Origin of the sequence: Nocardioides sp. GCM10023255 (assembly GCF_042653125.1) — a bacterium.
Taxonomy (GTDB): domain Bacteria; phylum Actinomycetota; class Actinomycetes; order Propionibacteriales; family Nocardioidaceae; genus Nocardioides.
This window is the reverse complement of record NZ_JBHSHU010000010.1, coordinates 333,770-348,786: the sequence shown is the minus strand read 5'-3', so window position 1 is coordinate 348,786 and position 15,017 is coordinate 333,770. Positions and strand designations below refer to the sequence as shown.

At 73.2% G+C, this 15,017-nt stretch carries 16 protein-coding genes; 9 read left to right on the top strand and 7 right to left on the bottom strand.

Annotated elements, in window-relative coordinates; all coding sequences use genetic code 11:
• Positions 1-25 precede the first annotated feature (25 nt).
• Positions 26-466 carry an SRPBCC family protein gene (locus ACFO9I_RS18265; protein WP_379183434.1) on the top strand — a complete coding sequence of 147 codons (441 nt, stop codon included), beginning with the start codon at positions 26-28 and terminating at the stop codon, positions 464-466.
• 6 nt (positions 467-472) lie between these two features.
• Here ACFO9I_RS18265 and ACFO9I_RS18260 read toward each other — a convergent pair whose 3' ends face one another.
• Positions 473-1,870, bottom strand: a complete 1,398-nt coding sequence (locus ACFO9I_RS18260; protein WP_379183432.1) for an NUDIX domain-containing protein — start codon at positions 1,868-1,870, stop codon at positions 473-475.
• A 306-nt stretch (positions 1,871-2,176) separates the two neighbouring features.
• Between ACFO9I_RS18260 and ACFO9I_RS18255 the strand changes: the two genes are divergently transcribed.
• Positions 2,177-2,497 carry a hypothetical protein gene (locus ACFO9I_RS18255; protein ID WP_379183430.1) on the top strand — a complete coding sequence of 107 codons (321 nt, stop codon included), beginning with the start codon at positions 2,177-2,179 and terminating at the stop codon, positions 2,495-2,497.
• Between the two features lie 30 nt (positions 2,498-2,527).
• Here ACFO9I_RS18255 and ACFO9I_RS18250 read toward each other — a convergent pair whose 3' ends face one another.
• The 4 genes from ACFO9I_RS18250 to ACFO9I_RS18235 form a co-directional block, all read right to left on the bottom strand.
• Complete coding sequence (locus tag ACFO9I_RS18250; RefSeq protein ID WP_379183429.1) at positions 2,528-3,919, bottom strand: sensor histidine kinase; 1,392 nt, start codon at positions 3,917-3,919, stop codon at positions 2,528-2,530.
• Positions 3,919-5,580, bottom strand: a complete 1,662-nt coding sequence (locus tag ACFO9I_RS18245) for an FAD-dependent oxidoreductase (RefSeq protein WP_379183427.1) — start codon at positions 5,578-5,580, stop codon at positions 3,919-3,921. Before ACFO9I_RS18245 ends, ACFO9I_RS18250 begins: the two co-directional genes overlap by 1 nt.
• A gap of 82 nt (positions 5,581-5,662) precedes the next feature.
• The gene (locus ACFO9I_RS18240; RefSeq protein WP_379183426.1) at positions 5,663-6,640 is read right to left on the bottom strand and encodes a hypothetical protein; all 978 of its coding nucleotides are present in this window, start codon (positions 6,638-6,640) and stop codon (positions 5,663-5,665) included.
• 335 nt (positions 6,641-6,975) lie between these two features.
• A complete protein-coding gene (locus ACFO9I_RS18235) occupies positions 6,976-7,608 on the bottom strand; it encodes a phosphatase PAP2 family protein (protein ID WP_379183425.1) in 633 nt (210 codons plus the stop codon).
• Between the two features lie 95 nt (positions 7,609-7,703).
• Between ACFO9I_RS18235 and ctlX the strand changes: the two genes are divergently transcribed.
• A complete protein-coding gene (ctlX, locus tag ACFO9I_RS18230; RefSeq protein ID WP_379183423.1) occupies positions 7,704-8,729 on the top strand; it encodes a citrulline utilization hydrolase CtlX in 1,026 nt (341 codons plus the stop codon).
• Positions 8,730-8,756: 27 nt separating this feature from the next.
• On the opposite strand, the gene ACFO9I_RS18225 is transcribed toward ctlX, so the two are convergent.
• A complete protein-coding gene (locus ACFO9I_RS18225) occupies positions 8,757-9,233 on the bottom strand; it encodes an ester cyclase (protein WP_379183421.1) in 477 nt (158 codons plus the stop codon).
• Positions 9,234-9,485: 252 nt separating this feature from the next.
• Between ACFO9I_RS18225 and trxA the strand changes: the two genes are divergently transcribed.
• A complete protein-coding gene (gene trxA / locus ACFO9I_RS18220; RefSeq protein WP_379183419.1) occupies positions 9,486-9,821 on the top strand; it encodes a thioredoxin in 336 nt (111 codons plus the stop codon).
• A gap of 17 nt (positions 9,822-9,838) precedes the next feature.
• Here the strand turns inward: trxA and ACFO9I_RS18215 are convergent, their stop codons facing one another.
• Positions 9,839-10,522: a GntR family transcriptional regulator gene (locus ACFO9I_RS18215; RefSeq protein ID WP_379183417.1), complete on the bottom strand. Its 684-nt coding sequence runs from the start codon at positions 10,520-10,522 to the stop codon at positions 9,839-9,841.
• Positions 10,523-10,692: 170 nt separating this feature from the next.
• Between ACFO9I_RS18215 and ACFO9I_RS18210 the strand changes: the two genes are divergently transcribed.
• Genes ACFO9I_RS18210 through ACFO9I_RS18190 form a run of 5 tightly spaced genes read left to right on the top strand, consistent with a single transcriptional unit; the run spans position 10,693 to position 15,017 of the window.
• Positions 10,693-11,946, top strand: coding sequence for an NRAMP family divalent metal transporter (locus ACFO9I_RS18210; protein WP_379183415.1), 1,254 nt, complete (start codon positions 10,693-10,695; stop codon positions 11,944-11,946).
• Positions 11,946-12,716 (top strand): LamB/YcsF family protein, encoded by a 771-nt coding sequence (locus ACFO9I_RS18205; protein ID WP_379183413.1) that lies wholly within the window; start codon positions 11,946-11,948, stop codon positions 12,714-12,716. Before ACFO9I_RS18210 ends, ACFO9I_RS18205 begins: the two co-directional genes overlap by 1 nt.
• On the top strand, positions 12,713-13,324 hold the full coding sequence (locus ACFO9I_RS18200) for a 5-oxoprolinase subunit B family protein (protein WP_379183411.1): 612 nt from the start codon (positions 12,713-12,715) through the stop codon (positions 13,322-13,324). Before ACFO9I_RS18205 ends, ACFO9I_RS18200 begins: the two co-directional genes overlap by 4 nt.
• The gene (locus tag ACFO9I_RS18195) at positions 13,321-14,214 is read left to right on the top strand and encodes a biotin-dependent carboxyltransferase family protein (RefSeq protein ID WP_379183409.1); all 894 of its coding nucleotides are present in this window, start codon (positions 13,321-13,323) and stop codon (positions 14,212-14,214) included. The genes ACFO9I_RS18200 and ACFO9I_RS18195 overlap by 4 nt, the downstream gene beginning before the upstream one ends.
• On the top strand, positions 14,211-15,017 hold the full coding sequence (locus tag ACFO9I_RS18190) for a putative hydro-lyase (RefSeq protein ID WP_379183407.1): 807 nt from the start codon (positions 14,211-14,213) through the stop codon (positions 15,015-15,017). Before ACFO9I_RS18195 ends, ACFO9I_RS18190 begins: the two co-directional genes overlap by 4 nt.

Genomic DNA, 15,017 nt, shown 5'->3' with positions numbered 1-15,017 from the left:
ACGGCCTCACGACAGGTTCACGGCGATGGTGCACATCCGCGGAGAGGTCACGATCGACGCTCCGGTGGCGGAGGTGTTCGACCTGGTCGCCGACGAGCGGAACGAGCCGAGGTACAACCCCCGCATCCTCCGCGCCGAGAAGGTGGGCGACGGGCCGGTCGGCCGGGGCACGCGCTTCGTCGCCCAGCCCAAGGGCATGGGTGCCAGGGGCCGGATGACCGTCGAGGTCCTGGAGTACGACCGGCCGCACCGGCTGCGCAACGTCGTGCGCTCGTCGTACCTGGAGGTCGACGGCACGCTGACCTTCGACGAGGTGGACGGCGGGACGCGACTGTCCTGGGACTGGGACATGGGCCTGGTCGGAGCGACGAGGGTGATGACCCCCGTGCTCGCCGTGATCGGCCCGCGCTGGGAGCGTCGGAACTGGGTGGCGCTCAAGGAGTACGTCGAGTCCGGGCGGCGCTGAGCCCGGTCAGCGCCGGGTGAGGGCGGGCAGCACGTGCACGCGCAGGAGCGGCGCCAGCGGCAGCGACGGATCCGGCGCCGACGGGTCGATCCAGCGGACCTCCGCGATCTCGGCGGACGCGACGGGGGACCCGGGCAGGTCCGCGGTGAAGACGGTGCCGTCGACCATGGCACCGGGCTCGTTGGCCGCGGCGGCGACCCAGCGGCCGAGCAGCCGCAGGTCGCGGGTGGCCAGGCCGACCTCCTCGTGGGTCTCCCGGGCACCGGCCTGCTCCGCGGACTCGCCCGGCTCGAGCTTGCCGCCCGGCAGCTGGAAGATGTCGCTGCCGTCCTTGCGGACCACCAGCAGGCGGCCGTGCTCGTCGCGGAGGCAGACCGCGGCCACGACGATGTGCTCGGCGGTCGGGACCGAGGCGGGGGGCTCGGTCAGCACGCGCAGGGCCATCTGCGTCGTGGGTCCGACACCGAGGAAGTCCACGACCCGCGTGACCCGCTCGGGCTCGAGCGGGAGCAGGCCGGGGGAGCCGGGTACGTCGGGGGTCAGGCCGAGGTCGAGGTCGGTGCGCCCGGACATGATCGACAGGTTGAACTCGTAGCGCTCCCGGGCACCGGGAGCGGTGAGCTTCTTCAGCAGGCCGGCGCCGATGCGACGCAGGCCGGCCTCCTCGCAGTAGGAGTCGAGGGCGGCCACCAGGTTGGCGCCGTCGCAGTGGTCGATGTCGGCCCACACCGACTGCATGGACCCCATCTGGGAGAGCAGGACGGGGGCGGTCTTCTCCCCGATGCCCGGGACGCCCGGCAGGTTGTCGCTCGCATCGCCGCGCAGGGCGGCGAACTCCAGGTAGTGCTCCGCGGCGATGCCGTAAAGGGCGCGCAGCCGGGCGGGGTTCAGCAGGGGAGACGCGGCGATCCCGCCGTTGATCAGACGCAGGACCCGGGTGTGCTCGCTGATGTGGGCGAAGGAGTCCCGGTCGGAGGTGACGATCACGCAGTCCCACCCGGAGCGCTCGGCCCACGTCGCAGCCGAGGCGTTGACGTCGTCGGCCTCCAACCCGGCCGGGGTGACGGTAAGGAAGCCGAGGGCGTCGAGCAGGGCTCCGGCCCTGTCCAGCTGGTCCACCAGCGCCGGGTCCTTCTCGGCGCGTCCTGCCTTGTACTGCGGGTAGGCCTGCTCGCGCACGGAGGCCGTGCGGTCGTCGAGCCCGAACACCAGCGCGTCCGGGGCGAACTGGTCGATGGCCTCGAGGATCTGGCGCAGCATCCCGTGCAACGCCCAGGCGGGCCGGCCCTGGCGGTCGCGCAGGTCGGTCTCGGCGCGGGCGTGGTGGTTGCGGTGGAGCAGCGACGGCGCATCCACGGCGAGGAGGAGGCGGCGGTCGGGCGAGGGGGGTCCAGGGGTCTGCATGGCGGCTGGCTCACCCTACGCGGGCCTTGCCCGGGGCCGGACCAGGCCCCGCGAGGCGGGCCGTCGTACCCCTCGGCAGTGGCTCCATGCCTCGTCGTGCGCAAGGTCACATCGACGCGGCGGCGAGACTGTCGGGGCCACGGGTCGCGGCGCTGGATAATTGGTGTCACCCCCCGAGCACGTACGAGTCGGCGCCCAGCTCCACCTGGTGTCGACGACAAAGACACGCCCGGAAGTCGATCCCCCCGTTCGTCAGAAAGACCCACGCCCGTGTCGCCGCTCGTGCTCCTGGGGAGCCTCGGAACTGTGCTGTCCGCCGTCACCATGATCCCGCACCTCGCCCACGCCGTCCGGACCCGCAAGCCGTCCGGCTCGCCCCTGGCCTGGACCCTCGGCGCGGTCTGCTCGACCGTCTGGTTCGTGTACGGCGTGGCCGACCGCGACCTGCTGGTGGCCGCGCCCGGTCTGGTCACGATCCCGATCGGCGTGGTGCTGGCCGCCTGGGCCCACCGGGAGCGGGTCGCGGCGCAGCTGCAGCCACCGATGGTGATCGTGCCGGCGTGGGAGCCGCCCGTCGAGGGCTACCGCGCCGGGGACACGCTGGAGATGCCGCGCGTCGTCGCCTGACGGCTCCGTGCGCACGGGCCGCGTCGCGGGTCAGCGGCCGGCCGGGAGCCGGACCCGGAAGACGGTCTCCTCGCCCGACCGGTCGACGCTGATGTCGCCGCCGTGCCGGTCGACGACGATCCGTCGGGAGATGTCCAGCCCGAGGCCGGTCCCGCTGCCCACGTCCTTGGTCGTGAAGAACGGCTCGAACACGTGCGGCAGCACGTCCGCGGGGATCCCGGGGCCGGTGTCCGCGATCTCGACGACGACCCCGTCACCGTCGGCGGCTGTCGAGACACGCAACGTGCCCGCGCCGCCCATGGCGTCGATCGCGTTGTCGACGAGGTTGGTCCACACCTGGTTCAGCTCGCCGGCGATCGCCTCGATCTGCGGTACGCCGTCGCCGTAGCTGCGGGTGACGGAGACCCCGTCCAGCTTGTGGGCGAGCACCATCAGGGTGCTCTCGAGGCCCTCGGCGACGTCGGTGCGCTGGACCGAGGCGCGATCGAGCTGGGAGTAGGAGCGGACCGCCGCCACCAGTGACGACACGCGCTGCGTCGACTCCTTCACCTCGGCCAGCAGGGTGGTGGTGGACAGCGAGCTCGCGACCCAGTGCACGGCCGGCTCGAGGGAGTCCTCGCCGACGGCCGCCGAGACCTGCTCGCACCACGCCACGTCGGCGCCGGCGGTGGCGAGGACGGGCGCCACCAGCCAGTCCTCCCCGACACCGTGGTCGGTGAGCCAGTCGGACAGCTCCTCCTCCCGGTCGCTGAGCGCCAGGACGCCTCCTGCGGTCCCCGCCTCCGGGCCGGGTGGTCGCAGCCCCCGCCGGAGGGCGTCGAGCTCGACGAACTGGGCGGCGGTGAGGCCGGACTCGGCGAGCTGCCGCAGCGTCGTCATCAACGTGTCGCACGTGTCCTGCAGCGCGTCCACGGCCCGGGTGGCGGCCGAGGCCGGGTTGTTGATCTCGTGGGCCAGCCCCGCGGCCAGGGTGCCGAGGGCCACCAGCGCCTCGCGCTGCCGCGCCGTCGACTCGATGCTGCGCACGGTCTGCATGAGGCCGCGGATCAGGTGGGTCCCGAACGGGAACCAGGCCCGGGCCAGCTCGCCGAGCCGGTCGGCCGGCACCCGGAGCATCCGGCCCGGCGCGGAGGCCTGACCGGTCGCCATGTAGACGCCGTTCGGGTCCCAGGCCCGGAAGCCCCCGGCCCACTGACCGGGCGTGTCCATGGTCCCCACGTGCGTGTCCTCGTGGCCGACGTGCCTGACCAGGTCGACCCGCCCGTCGAGCAGCAGCCACCACGAGTCGGCCGGCTGGCCGCTGCGGAACAGCACCTCACCGGGCACGAAGCTCACCTCGTCGCCGGCCGCCGCCAGGCGCTCCACCTGGTCGTCCGTGAGCCCCTGCAGCACCGGCAGCGACAGCAGCTCCCGCGTCGTCATCAAACCGTCGCCAGGTAGCGGTGGACGAGGTAGACCGACATCGCACCCTCACCCACGGCCGAGGCGACCCGCTTCATCGAGTCCAGCCGCACGTCACCGGCGGCGAACACGCCCGGGACGCTGGTCTCCAGGGCGAGGGGCGCGCGGGACAGCGGCCAGCGGTCGGCGCCGGGGGTGGCCAGCAGGTCGGGGCCGGTGAGGAGGAACCCCTTCGCGTCCCGGGCGACCTCGGTGCCCAGCCAGTCCGTGCGGGGCGAGGCGCCGATGAAGACGAACAGCCAGTTGGTCCGCACCTCCTCGACGGTCCCCGACGCGCGGTCGCAGAGCTCGAGGACCTCGAGGTGGCCCTCGCCCCGGGCGGCCGCCACCTGCGTCTGCAGCCGGACCTCGATGTTGTCGGCCGCCTCGATGCGGGCCACCAGGTAGTGGGACATGGTGTCGGTGAGCCGCGGGGCGCGGACCACCAGCACGACCCTGCTCGCGTGACGGGCCAGGTTGAGCGCCGCCTGGCCGGCCGAGTTCGCCGCGCCCACGACGTACACGTCGTCGCCCTGGCACTGGCTGGCCTCGCTCGCCGTGGCGCCGTAGAACACGCCGCGGGCGCCGAGCGCGTCCAGCCCGGGCGCCTCGAGGCGGCGGTACGAGACGCCGGTCGCGATCAGCACCGCCCGCGCCTCCACTTCGCCGCCGCCCTCGAGCTGCACCGCCCGCACCGGCCCGCGAGGCTCGAAGCCGACCACGTCGCGGGCCAGCACCATCTCGGCCCCGAAGCGCGACGCCTGGGCGACGGCCCGGTGCGTGAGGTCCGCGCCCGAGAGGCCTTTCGGGAAGCCGAGGTAGTTCTCGATCGAGGCGCTCTGGCCGGCCTGGCCCCCGGGGGCGTCACGTTCCACGACCACGGTGCGCAGCCCCTCCGAGGCGGCGTACACGGCGGCCGCCAGACCCGCCGGGCCGGCCCCCACGATGCAGAGGTCGTAGAGCGGCTGCTCGGCCCGGGTTCGCAGCCCGAGGGCCTCCGCCAGCTCCCGTGCGGAGGGCGCCGGCAGGGGCGGCCCGTCGGGGACCAGCACGAGCGGCAGGTCGTCCACGCCGGCCTCGGCGAGCGCGACCAGCCGTCGGGCCTCCTCGTCGCGCTCGACGTCGAGCCACCGGTAGGGGACGTGGTTGTGCGCGAGGAACGTCTTGGTCTCCACGGTGCGGTCCGACCACCGGTGGCCGACCACCCGCACCTCCGCCGAGTGGTCCGGGTGCTGGTCGCGCCAGTCGCCGAGCAGGTCGTCGACCACCGGGTAGAGCCGCTCCTGCGGCGGGTCCCACGGCTTGAGCATGTAGTAGTCGAGGCCGATGTCGTTGATGGCCCTGATGGCGACGTCGGTGTCGGCGTACGCCGTGAGCAGCAGCAGCTTCGTGTCCGGCGACTGCTGGCGGACCTCCTCGAGGACCTCGATGCCGGTCATCTCGGGCATCCGCTGGTCGGAGGCCACGAGCGCGATGGGGCGGTCGCGCAGCCTCAGCTCGGCGAGGACCTCGAGAGCCTGTGCTCCCGAGGTGGCGCTGACGACGCGGTACTCGCCGCCGTACCGGGCCCGGAGGTCACGGGTGACGGCCCGGGACACGGCGGGATCGTCGTCCACCGCCAGGATCGTCGGCTTGACGGCCATCGCTCAGCTCCTCCCGCCCCTGCCGACCGTACCGTCGGTGCGCTGCCTCGGACATGGTCGATTCGGGGTACGGCGGGCAGGTTCAGCCGTTCGGGCCGATGCGCTCGCTGGCCCGCTCGCACGCGTCGACCCCGCACCGCACGAGGGCGGCCCGCTCGGCGCCGTACGCCGTGATCAACACCGACCGGTTGGTCTCCCAGGAGCTGACGCCGAAGGCGCCGGGGGTGCGGTAGGTGACGAGCCGGCGGCCGTGGTCGCGGTGGACCGAGAGCCGTCCGACCGGTCCGTCGGACACGAGGTCCTGGGTGAGCAGCCGGCGGCCGTTCGGGGAGGCCGCCACGACGGCCTGCCGGCACGAGCGCCAGAGCTCCGTGCGCGGGGCGGACAGCGTCGTCAGGACGCTGCACGTGCTCTCGCCCCGGGCGACGGTGAAGGAGCCGACGCGGTCGGCGCGGATGTCGGCGAAGTAGCCCTCGCGCCCGGTGATCCTCGAGGTCGTGCCCGCGGCGACGTCCCACTGGAAGGTGCGGTCGGGTGCTGAGCCACCCAGGACCGCCCGGCCGGCGTCGGCGTCGAGCACCCGCACGTAGCCACGGAACGGGCGACGACCCACCTCGTCGCCGGTCGAGGCGTCACGGACGGTGACGACCGAGCCGCCCGAGCGCTGGACGGCCTCGAACAGCCGTCGACCGTCGGCGGAGAGCACCAGGTCGCCCCTGATGCGGTCCACGACCGTCTCGCGCGAACCGTCGGCGGCGACCCGGAGGACCCGGCTCCCGCCGTCGTTGCGCCAGACGCCGACCACGTAGTCGTCGCCGGAGGTGCCGAACAGCTGGACCTCGCGGCCCGGGACCTCGATGCGTGCGTCGCCGTCGAGGATCGTGGTGCCGAGCACCTGCGGGACGGCCGGGTCGTCGCCGCGGGGCAGGGTGGCGGGCCTGACGGTGATGGTGGTGGCCGAGCGGTCCGCCGGGTCGGCGGTGGCGGCGGGCAGGGTCGCGCCGAGCGCGGCGAGGGCCAGCACGGACGGGGCCAGGAGGCGAGTGGTGCGAGAGTGCACGAGGGTGTCCTTCCGAGACGGGAGGGGCGATCACCGCCCCTTTCTCTCTCCCAGACGCTGCGACTCCCCGCGCGGTTGCGTCGGGTTCGGTCTTTTCGTGTGCTCACGCGACGTCGACGAACACTCGGTGCCGAGCACCCACCGCGCCAGGGGCCCGGGGAGCATGACGAGGACGAGAAGGGCCGGCCAGTGCACGGACTCCAGGACCGGGACGAGGCCGTGCCAGGAGATGTCGACCGTCCTCGGGACGCCCACACCGAGCAGGAGAACCGCGACGACCCACGAGAGGGCGAAGCGGACGCGTGACCAGGTCCGGGAACCGCCGGAGATCCCGCTCACCGGACTGCCCCCGCGGGCGCCGAGGTGAGCAGCGGGCGGACGCGCGTTCGCGCCAGGAGCACGACCAGGTGCCGGACCGGTCGACCGACGAGGACGTACGACGCCCACGCGATCGCCGCGCCGATCAGGAGCCCCGCGATGACGTCCAGGGGGAAGTGTGCGCCGACGTACACGCGCGTGCAGGCCATCGCGACGGCCAGGGCCAGGGTGAGGATGCCGAGAGCGCGGTCCACCAGCAGGATCCCCACGGTGACCGCGCCGGCCATCACCGCGTGGTCGCTCGGGAAGGAGTAGTCCGTGCTGCGCGACACCAGCACCAGCACATGGGGCAGCACCGCGAACGGCCGGGGCTCCGCCACGGCGGAGGCGATGAGCTGGTTGACCCACACGGCGAGCAGCACCCCGATGGGCGCCCACAGCGAGGCTGCGACCCGGCCGAGGTCCCCGTCACGGCGGGCCGACCACCACGAGACGAGCAGGAGCCCGGCGAACAGCAGGACGCCGTACTCGGCGTACAGGCGCAGCGGGGCGTGCAACCACGGGGTGGCGCGCGCGGCGTGGTTGACCTCGAGGAACCAGCTCTCCTGTGCCTGGTTCCACAGCACCGAGCCGTCATCAGTCCGGACCACACCGAGACGGTAGGCACCACCGGATGAAGGGGCGATGAAGCGCGGGCACGCGGGTGCCTGCAGGAGCCGCGGAGCAGATGCTCTAGCCTCGCTCCGTGAGTGCGCAGGCCCCTTCCGCTGTCATCCTGATCCGTGCAGAACGCTTCATCCCCAACCCCGCGACCGCGGCTGACAACGCCTTCCAGCGTGACGTCCCGGCGGGGCAGTCCGAGGACGCCACGCGGATGTTGGCGCTGGCCGAGATGGATGCGGTCGCCCAGGCGCTCCGGGACGCCGGCGTACGCGTGCACGTCTTCGAGGACGAGGACCACACCCGTCCCGACAGCGTCTTCCCGAACAACTGGCTCTCCACCCACGCGGGCGGGATGGTCGCGGTGTACCCGATGTACGCCTCCAACCGGCGCCACGAGCGCCGCGCCGACGTGCTGGAGATGCTGAAGTCGCAGTACCGCGTCCAGACGATCGTCGACTACTCCGGTCTCGAGCCCGACGGCATCTTCCTCGAGGGCACCGGCGCGATGGTCCTCGACCACGTGTCGAGGGTCGCCTACACCGCTGTCAGCCACCGTGCCGACACGCACGTGCTGGAGCGCTTCTGCACCGACTTCAACTACGAGCCGATGGCGTTCGAGGCGGTCGACTCCGAGGGCGTGCCGGTCTACCACACCAACGTCATCGCCTGCATCGGCACCGACGTCGCCATGATCGCGCTCGAGATGATCCCCGACGAGGCGCGCCGCGCCCAGGTCCGGGAGCGGCTCACCGTCAACGGCCGCAAGGTCGTCGAGCTCACCGAGGCCCAGATCCGCGAGTTCGCGGGCAACGCGGTGGAGCTGTGCGGGCGTACGCCGGACGGCCGGCGCCGCTACGTCATGGCCATGTCCGCGCGGGCGCGCCGGAGCCTGCGCCCGGAGCAGGTGGCGGTCATCGAGGAGTCCTGCGAGATCGTCGCGGTCGACATCCCGACGATCGAGCTGGCCGGCGGGTCGGTGCGGTGCATGATCGCGGGCGTCCACCTCGACCGGCGCCCGCTCGACGTCGAGCCCGAGCTCACCGAGGCCGTCCTGGCCATCAACGAGGACCACCCGGTCACCGCGGACGGGCGGTTCGTCGACGCCTGAGGTCCCGGCGCGGCCGGTCGCTGCGCCTCAGTGGGCGTGGCTGCTCACACGGGCCAGCTGCTGGTGCATGCCCCAGCGGTCCAGCTGGACCCAGTACTCCGCGATCCGGCGATCCTCGATCCGGTAGACGGCGGAACCGACCTCGGTGACGGCGACACCGGTCCCGGGCTCCCCGTCGGGTCGCCGGAGGTCGCGCCCCTCCTGTCGCCAGCGGACATAGACCTTGTCCTCCTGGCTGAGCAGCTCGGTCACGTGGAACGTGAACGGGCCGAACATCTCGAGCATCTCGCGGACGTGCGCGGCGTACTCGGCGGGGGAGCGGAGCACCGTCTGCTGGTGCTCGGAGACCACCTGGTGGCACCGGACCGGGTCCGCCAGCAGGCGCGCGGCCGCCCGTGAGTCGCCGGTGACCCGTACCCGCGAGAGGAACTCGGCGACGACGGATGCCGGGCCGCTGCCGGCCCAGGGCGTCGGCTGCCCACGCCGGATCTCCACGTGCCTCACGAGCGGCCTCCCGGGTCGTACGGCGTGGGTCGTGTCCGGGTCGCCCGGTCGGGGTCGGTGCCGTGGGACGCGGCGCCGAGGGTCAGCTGTCGCATGGCCTGAGCCTGTCCGTCCGCGCTGTCGTGGCGCTGTCCACGCCGAGAGTCGCCGGACAGCCACTGGAAAGCCGGTCACCGAAGGCTTGCGGCTGCGCCGCTCCAGGGCTGCTGCCGCCCCGGATGCATCGACGACCCACCGGATGAGGAGAACAGCATGAGCACGATCCAGACCGTCACCGACGCGGACTTCGCCGAGAGGGTGCTGCAGCAGGACGGCCCGGTCGTGGTCGACTTCTGGGCGCCCTGGTGCGGTCCCTGCCTCCAGGTCGCACCCGTCCTCGCCGAGATCGCCGCAGCGCACGCCGACCGGATCACCGTCGTGAAGCTCGACGTCGACGAGAACCCCGTGACCGCGTCGACGTACCGGATCACGGGCATGCCGACCCTGCACGTCTTCGTGCGTGGGGAGGTCGTCCAGACCATCCGCGGCGCGAAGCCCCGGGCGGCGCTCCTGCGCGACCTGCGCGACTTCGTGGAAGACCGAGACTGAGTCGGAGGTCTGGCCGATCAGGCCGAGACGGCCTCGAGGAGCTGTGTCTCCGCGACGTCGAGGTAGGTCGCGAGCGACTGCTCGGCCTGCTCGGCGTCGCCCTGCACGAGCAGCTCGAGGATCTCGTGGTTCCCCGTGAGGTAGGGCCGGTGGAACGTCTCGGGGTCTGCCATCACGTGGAAGACCAGCCGCAGCTCGGCGAGCAGGTGCCGCATGGTCTCGTCGACCCGTGCGCTGCCGGCAAGACCGGCGATCGCCTGGTGGAAGCGCATGTTCGCGGTGCCCACGCCGGCCCAGTCGTGCGCGTCGGCGGCGCGCTCGCCCTCCTCGACCGCGGCGCGGACCGACGCCAGCCCGACGGGCGAGAGGTCGGTGGCGGCCCGCAGGGCCGCGCACTCCAGGATCCGCCGGAACCGGTACACGTCGCGGATGTCGTCGGTGGACAGCGTGCGCACGAACACGCCCCGGTTGAACTCGTGCACGAGCAGGCGCTCGTGGGTGAGGAGCCGGAACGCCTCCCGCAGGGTGTTGCGCGAGACCCCGAGCGCCTCGCCGATGTCCTCCTCCGAGAGCCGGGTGCCCGGCAGGAGCCGCCCCTCGGTGACGTGGCCGCGCAGCACGTCCGCCACCCGAGCAGCGGTGCTCGACCGGCCCACGCTCGTCCGCTCCTGCGCGAGCGACTCCAGGTACCCCTCCGCCACCGTGCATCCCTCCCCGTGCCACGCCGGCACGCGGCCGGATGTGGGAGAGGGTAGCCAACAGGGGATTGCAGAATTGTTGAACGATCCCTATCGTGGCGTGATCCGGCCCACAGGGCATCTCACACAAGCGGCCTGTCCCACCGACACGGCGTGCCGGCCCGAGGAGAGCGATGAAGGACCACGCAGTACACGACGAGGCCACCACGGCCACCGCGCACGGATCCAGCCCGGTGGTGCGTCGCGGGGCGCTGCTCGGCGCGATGTTCCTGATGGCCACCAGCGCGATCGGCCCCGGTTTCATCACCCAGACCACGGTCTTCACCGCCCAGCTCGGTGCCGCCTTCGCCTTCGCGATCCTGGTCTCGGTGCTGGTCGACGTCGCGGTGCAGCTCAACGTGTGGCGGGTCATCGGCATCTCGGGGCTGCGGGCCCAGGACCTGGCCAACCGCGTCATCCCGGGAGGCGGCTACGTGCTCGCCGCCCTCGTCGTCTTCGGCGGCCTGGTCTTCAACATCGGCAACATCGGCGGCACCGCGCTCGGCGCCAACGCGATGACGGGCGCCGACGTGAAGGTCGGGGGCGCCGTCTCGGCCCTGGTCGCGATCGGGATCTTCCTGAGCCGTCGCGCGGGCATCGCGATGGACCGCATCGTCGTGGTCCTCGGGGTGGTGATGATCGGCATGATCGCCTACGTCGCCGTCGTCTCCGGCCCGCCGGCGGGTGAGGCGCTGAAGCAGACCGTCCTGCCCGACGACATCGACTTCCTGATCATCACGACGCTGATCGGCGGCACCGTGGGCGGCTACATCACCTACGCCGGCGCGCACCGGCTGATCGACTCGGGCATCACCGGTCCGGCGCAGGTCCGGCAGATCAGCCGCGGGTCGGTGACCGGCGTGATCGTCACCGGCGTGATGCGTGCCCTCCTGTTCCTCGCCGTGCTCGGCGTGGTTGCGGGCGGCGCCGTGCTCGCCAGCGACAACCCGCCGGCCTCGGCCTTCCAGCACGCGCTCGGCGACATCGGCGTGCACGTCTTCGGCGTGATCCTGTGGGCCGCGAGCATCACCAGCGTGATCGGGGCCAGCTACACCTCGGTGTCCTTCCTGTCGACCTTCTCGGGCTGGCTGGGCAGCCACCGCAACTGGGTCGTGGTCGGCTTCATCGCGTTCTCCACCATCGTCTTCCTGGCGCTCGGCAGGACGCCGGTGAACCTGCTCGTGCTCGCGGGTGCGCTCAACGGACTGATCCTGCCGGTGGGGCTCGGCGTGCTGATGTGGGTCGCCGCCCGTCGCGCCCACGACCTGCTGGGTGGCTACGCCTACCCGAGGTGGCTGATCGTGATCGGCGTCGCGGCCTGGCTGCTCACGCTCTACCTGGGCTGGGAGTCGCTGAGCGGCATCACCGCCCTCTGGGAAGGTGCCTGATGCGCATCGACCTCAACGCCGACCTCGGCGAGGGCTTCGGGCAGTGGACGCTCGGTGACGACGAGGCGCTGCTCGACGTCGTCACGAGTGCCAACGTGGCGTGCGGCTTCCACGCGGGTGACCCCACCGTGCTGCGTCGCGTCTGTGAACGGGCCGCGGACCGCGGTGTCGTGATCGGTGCGCAGGTGGGCTACCGGGACCTGGCCGGGTTCGGCCGCCGGTTCATCGACGTCGACCCCGAGGACCTGGTGAACGACGTGCTCTACCAGATCGGCGCGCTCGAGGCGTTCGCCCGCGTCGCCGGCACCCGGGTCAGCTACGTCAAGCCGCACGGTGCGCTGTACAACGCGATCGTCCACCACGAGGAGCAGGCCGAGGCGGTGGCGGAGGCGGTACGCCGCTACGACCCGGCCCTGCACGTCCTCGGCCTGCCCGGCTCGGCGTGGCTGCGCGCTGCCGAGGCCGCCGGCCTCGAGCCGGTCCCCGAGGCGTTCGCCGACCGCGCCTACACCACGGCCGGCACGCTCGTGTCCCGGCGTGAGCCGGGCGCGGTGCTGGACGACACCGAGGTCGTCACCCGGCGCTGCGTACGGATCGCCACCCGGGGGGAGGTCGAGGCGCACGACGGCTCCGTCGTGGCTGCGCCGGCCCGGTCCCTGTGCGTGCACGGCGACACCCCGGGCGCCGTGGCGATGGCGAGCGCGGCGCGCCGCGCCCTCGAGGAGGCCGGCGTCAAGCTGGCCCCGTTCACCCTGGACGGTCCTGGATGAAGGTGATGCCCTGCGCCGACTCGGGCCTGCTGGTCGAGCTCGCCGACCTCGACGAGGTGCTCGCGCTGTACGCCGAGCTCGTCGACGCGCCCCCGCCCGGTGTGGTCGCCCTCGTGCCCGCGGCCCGGACCCTCCTGCTGCGGATCGACCCCGTGACAGGCGACCTGGCCTCGGTGGAGCGCGCGGTGCGCGAGGCGCGGCCGCGTCGGGGTGCTCGTCCCGAGGCCGGCCACGTCGAGATCCCGGTCCGCTACGACGGGGAGGACCTCGACGAGGTCGGGGAGCTGACCGGCCTGGGCGCCCGGGGTGTCGTCGAGGCGCACACCTCCCAGGAGTGGACGGTCGCGTTCTGCGGGTTCGCGCCCGGCTTCGGCTACCTGGTCGGCGAGGACGACCGGCTGCACGTACCGCGACGCAGCACGCCGCGCACCAAGGTTCCTCCGGGCTCGGTGGGCCTGGCGGGGGAGTTCAGCGGCGTCTACCCGCGCGAGTCGCCCGGCGGCTGGCAGCTGATCGGCCGCACCGACGCGCCGGTCTGGGACCTGGACCGCACCCCACCGGCGCTGCTCGCGACCGGCGTGCGCGTGCGGTTCGTGGAGGCGTCGTGAAGCGCGTCGAGGTGCTCGAGACCGGGCCGCTGGCGACCGTGCAGGACCTCGGTCGGCCGGGTCTGTCGGACCTCGGGGTCGGCCACTCGGGTGCCGCGGACCAGCGCAGCCTGCGGCTGGCGAACCGCCTCGTCGGCAACCCCGAGTCGGCCGCCGCGGTCGAGCTCACCCTCGGTGGCCTGACCGTGCGGGCGCACGGCGACCTGCTGGTCGCGGTCACCGGTGCGGTCTGCCCCCTCGTGGTCGACGGCCGCCAGGTCGCGATGAACTCCGTGGTGCAGGTGCCCGCCGGCGCGACGCTGCGCGTGGGCACCCCCGTGACAGGGCTGCGCAGCTACCTCGCCGTGCGTGGCGGCGTCGACGTGCCGCCGGTGCTCGGGTCACGCTCCACCGACGTGCTGTCCGGGATCGGACCCGACCCGCTGGCCCCGGGGACGCCACTGCCGGTCGGGCCGGCACCGGGCGCCCACCCGCTCGTCGACCACGCGCCGGTCCGGGCGCCGGGGGAGGGGGACGTCGCGCTGCGGGTGGTCCCCGGTCCGCGGGCGGACTGGTTCGTCGACACGGCGCTCGACACCCTGCTGGGGGAGCCGTACGCCGTCACCGGCGAGAGCAACCGGGTCGGGATGCGGCTGGCGGGCACCCCGCTGGAGCGCTCCCGGGACGCCGAGCTGCCCAGCGAGGGCATGGTCTGCGGTGCGCTGCAGGTGCCACCGTCGGGACTGCCGACCCTGTTCCTGAACGACCACCCGGTGACCGGTGGCTACCCGGTCATCGCGGTGGTCCTCTCAGCCGACCTGCCGCTCGCCGCGCAGGCGCGTCCGGGCCAGCGCCTGCGGTTCCGGGCCGTGGCGTCCGCGGCCGCAGAGCACTCGAGGAGGACGGCATGACCCAGCACGAAGGCTTCGCCGGCACGGACGTCGCGGGACTCGCACCCGCCGCGGCGCGGGCACGGTTCCGCTCCGGGTTCGAGGCCCCGACCGCCGGCTGGTGCTCGGGGTGGACCCAGGCGAACCTCGTCGCGGTGCCGCGCGAGCTGGCCTACGACGTGCTGCTGTTCGCGCAGCGCAACCCGGCACCGTGCCCGGTGCTCGACGTCTCCGAGCCCGGTGAGGTGAGCACCCGGCTGTTCGCCGGCGACCTGCGCACCGACCTGCCGGCGTACCGGGTCTACGAGCACGGGGAGCTCGTCGCGGAGACCACCGACGTCACCGACCTGTGGCGCGACGACCTGGTCGCGTTCCTCCTCGGCTGCAGCTTCACCTTCGAGACCGCCCTGCTCGAGGCCGGGGTGCCGGTGCGGCACCTGGAGACCGGCAGCAACGTGCCGATGTACCGCACGAACCGGCCCTGCCTCGACGCCGGCTCGCTGTCGGGTCCGCTGGTGGTGTCGATGCGCCCGGTGCCCGCCGAGCTGGTCTCGGTGGCCGTGCGGGTGACCGCGCGCTACCCCGCCGTGCACGGGGCGCCGGTGCAGGTCGGCGATCCGGGCGCCCTGGGCATCGCGGACCTCGACGCCCCCGACTTCGGCGACCCCGTCCCGATCCGCCCGGGGGAGGTCCCGGTGTTCTGGGCCTGCGGCGTCACCCCGCAGGCCGCCGTGATGGCGTCCCGGCCGGCGTTCGCGATCGGGCACGCACCTGGCCACATGGCCATCACCGACGCGCGGGACTCGGCCTTCCAGGTGCCCTGA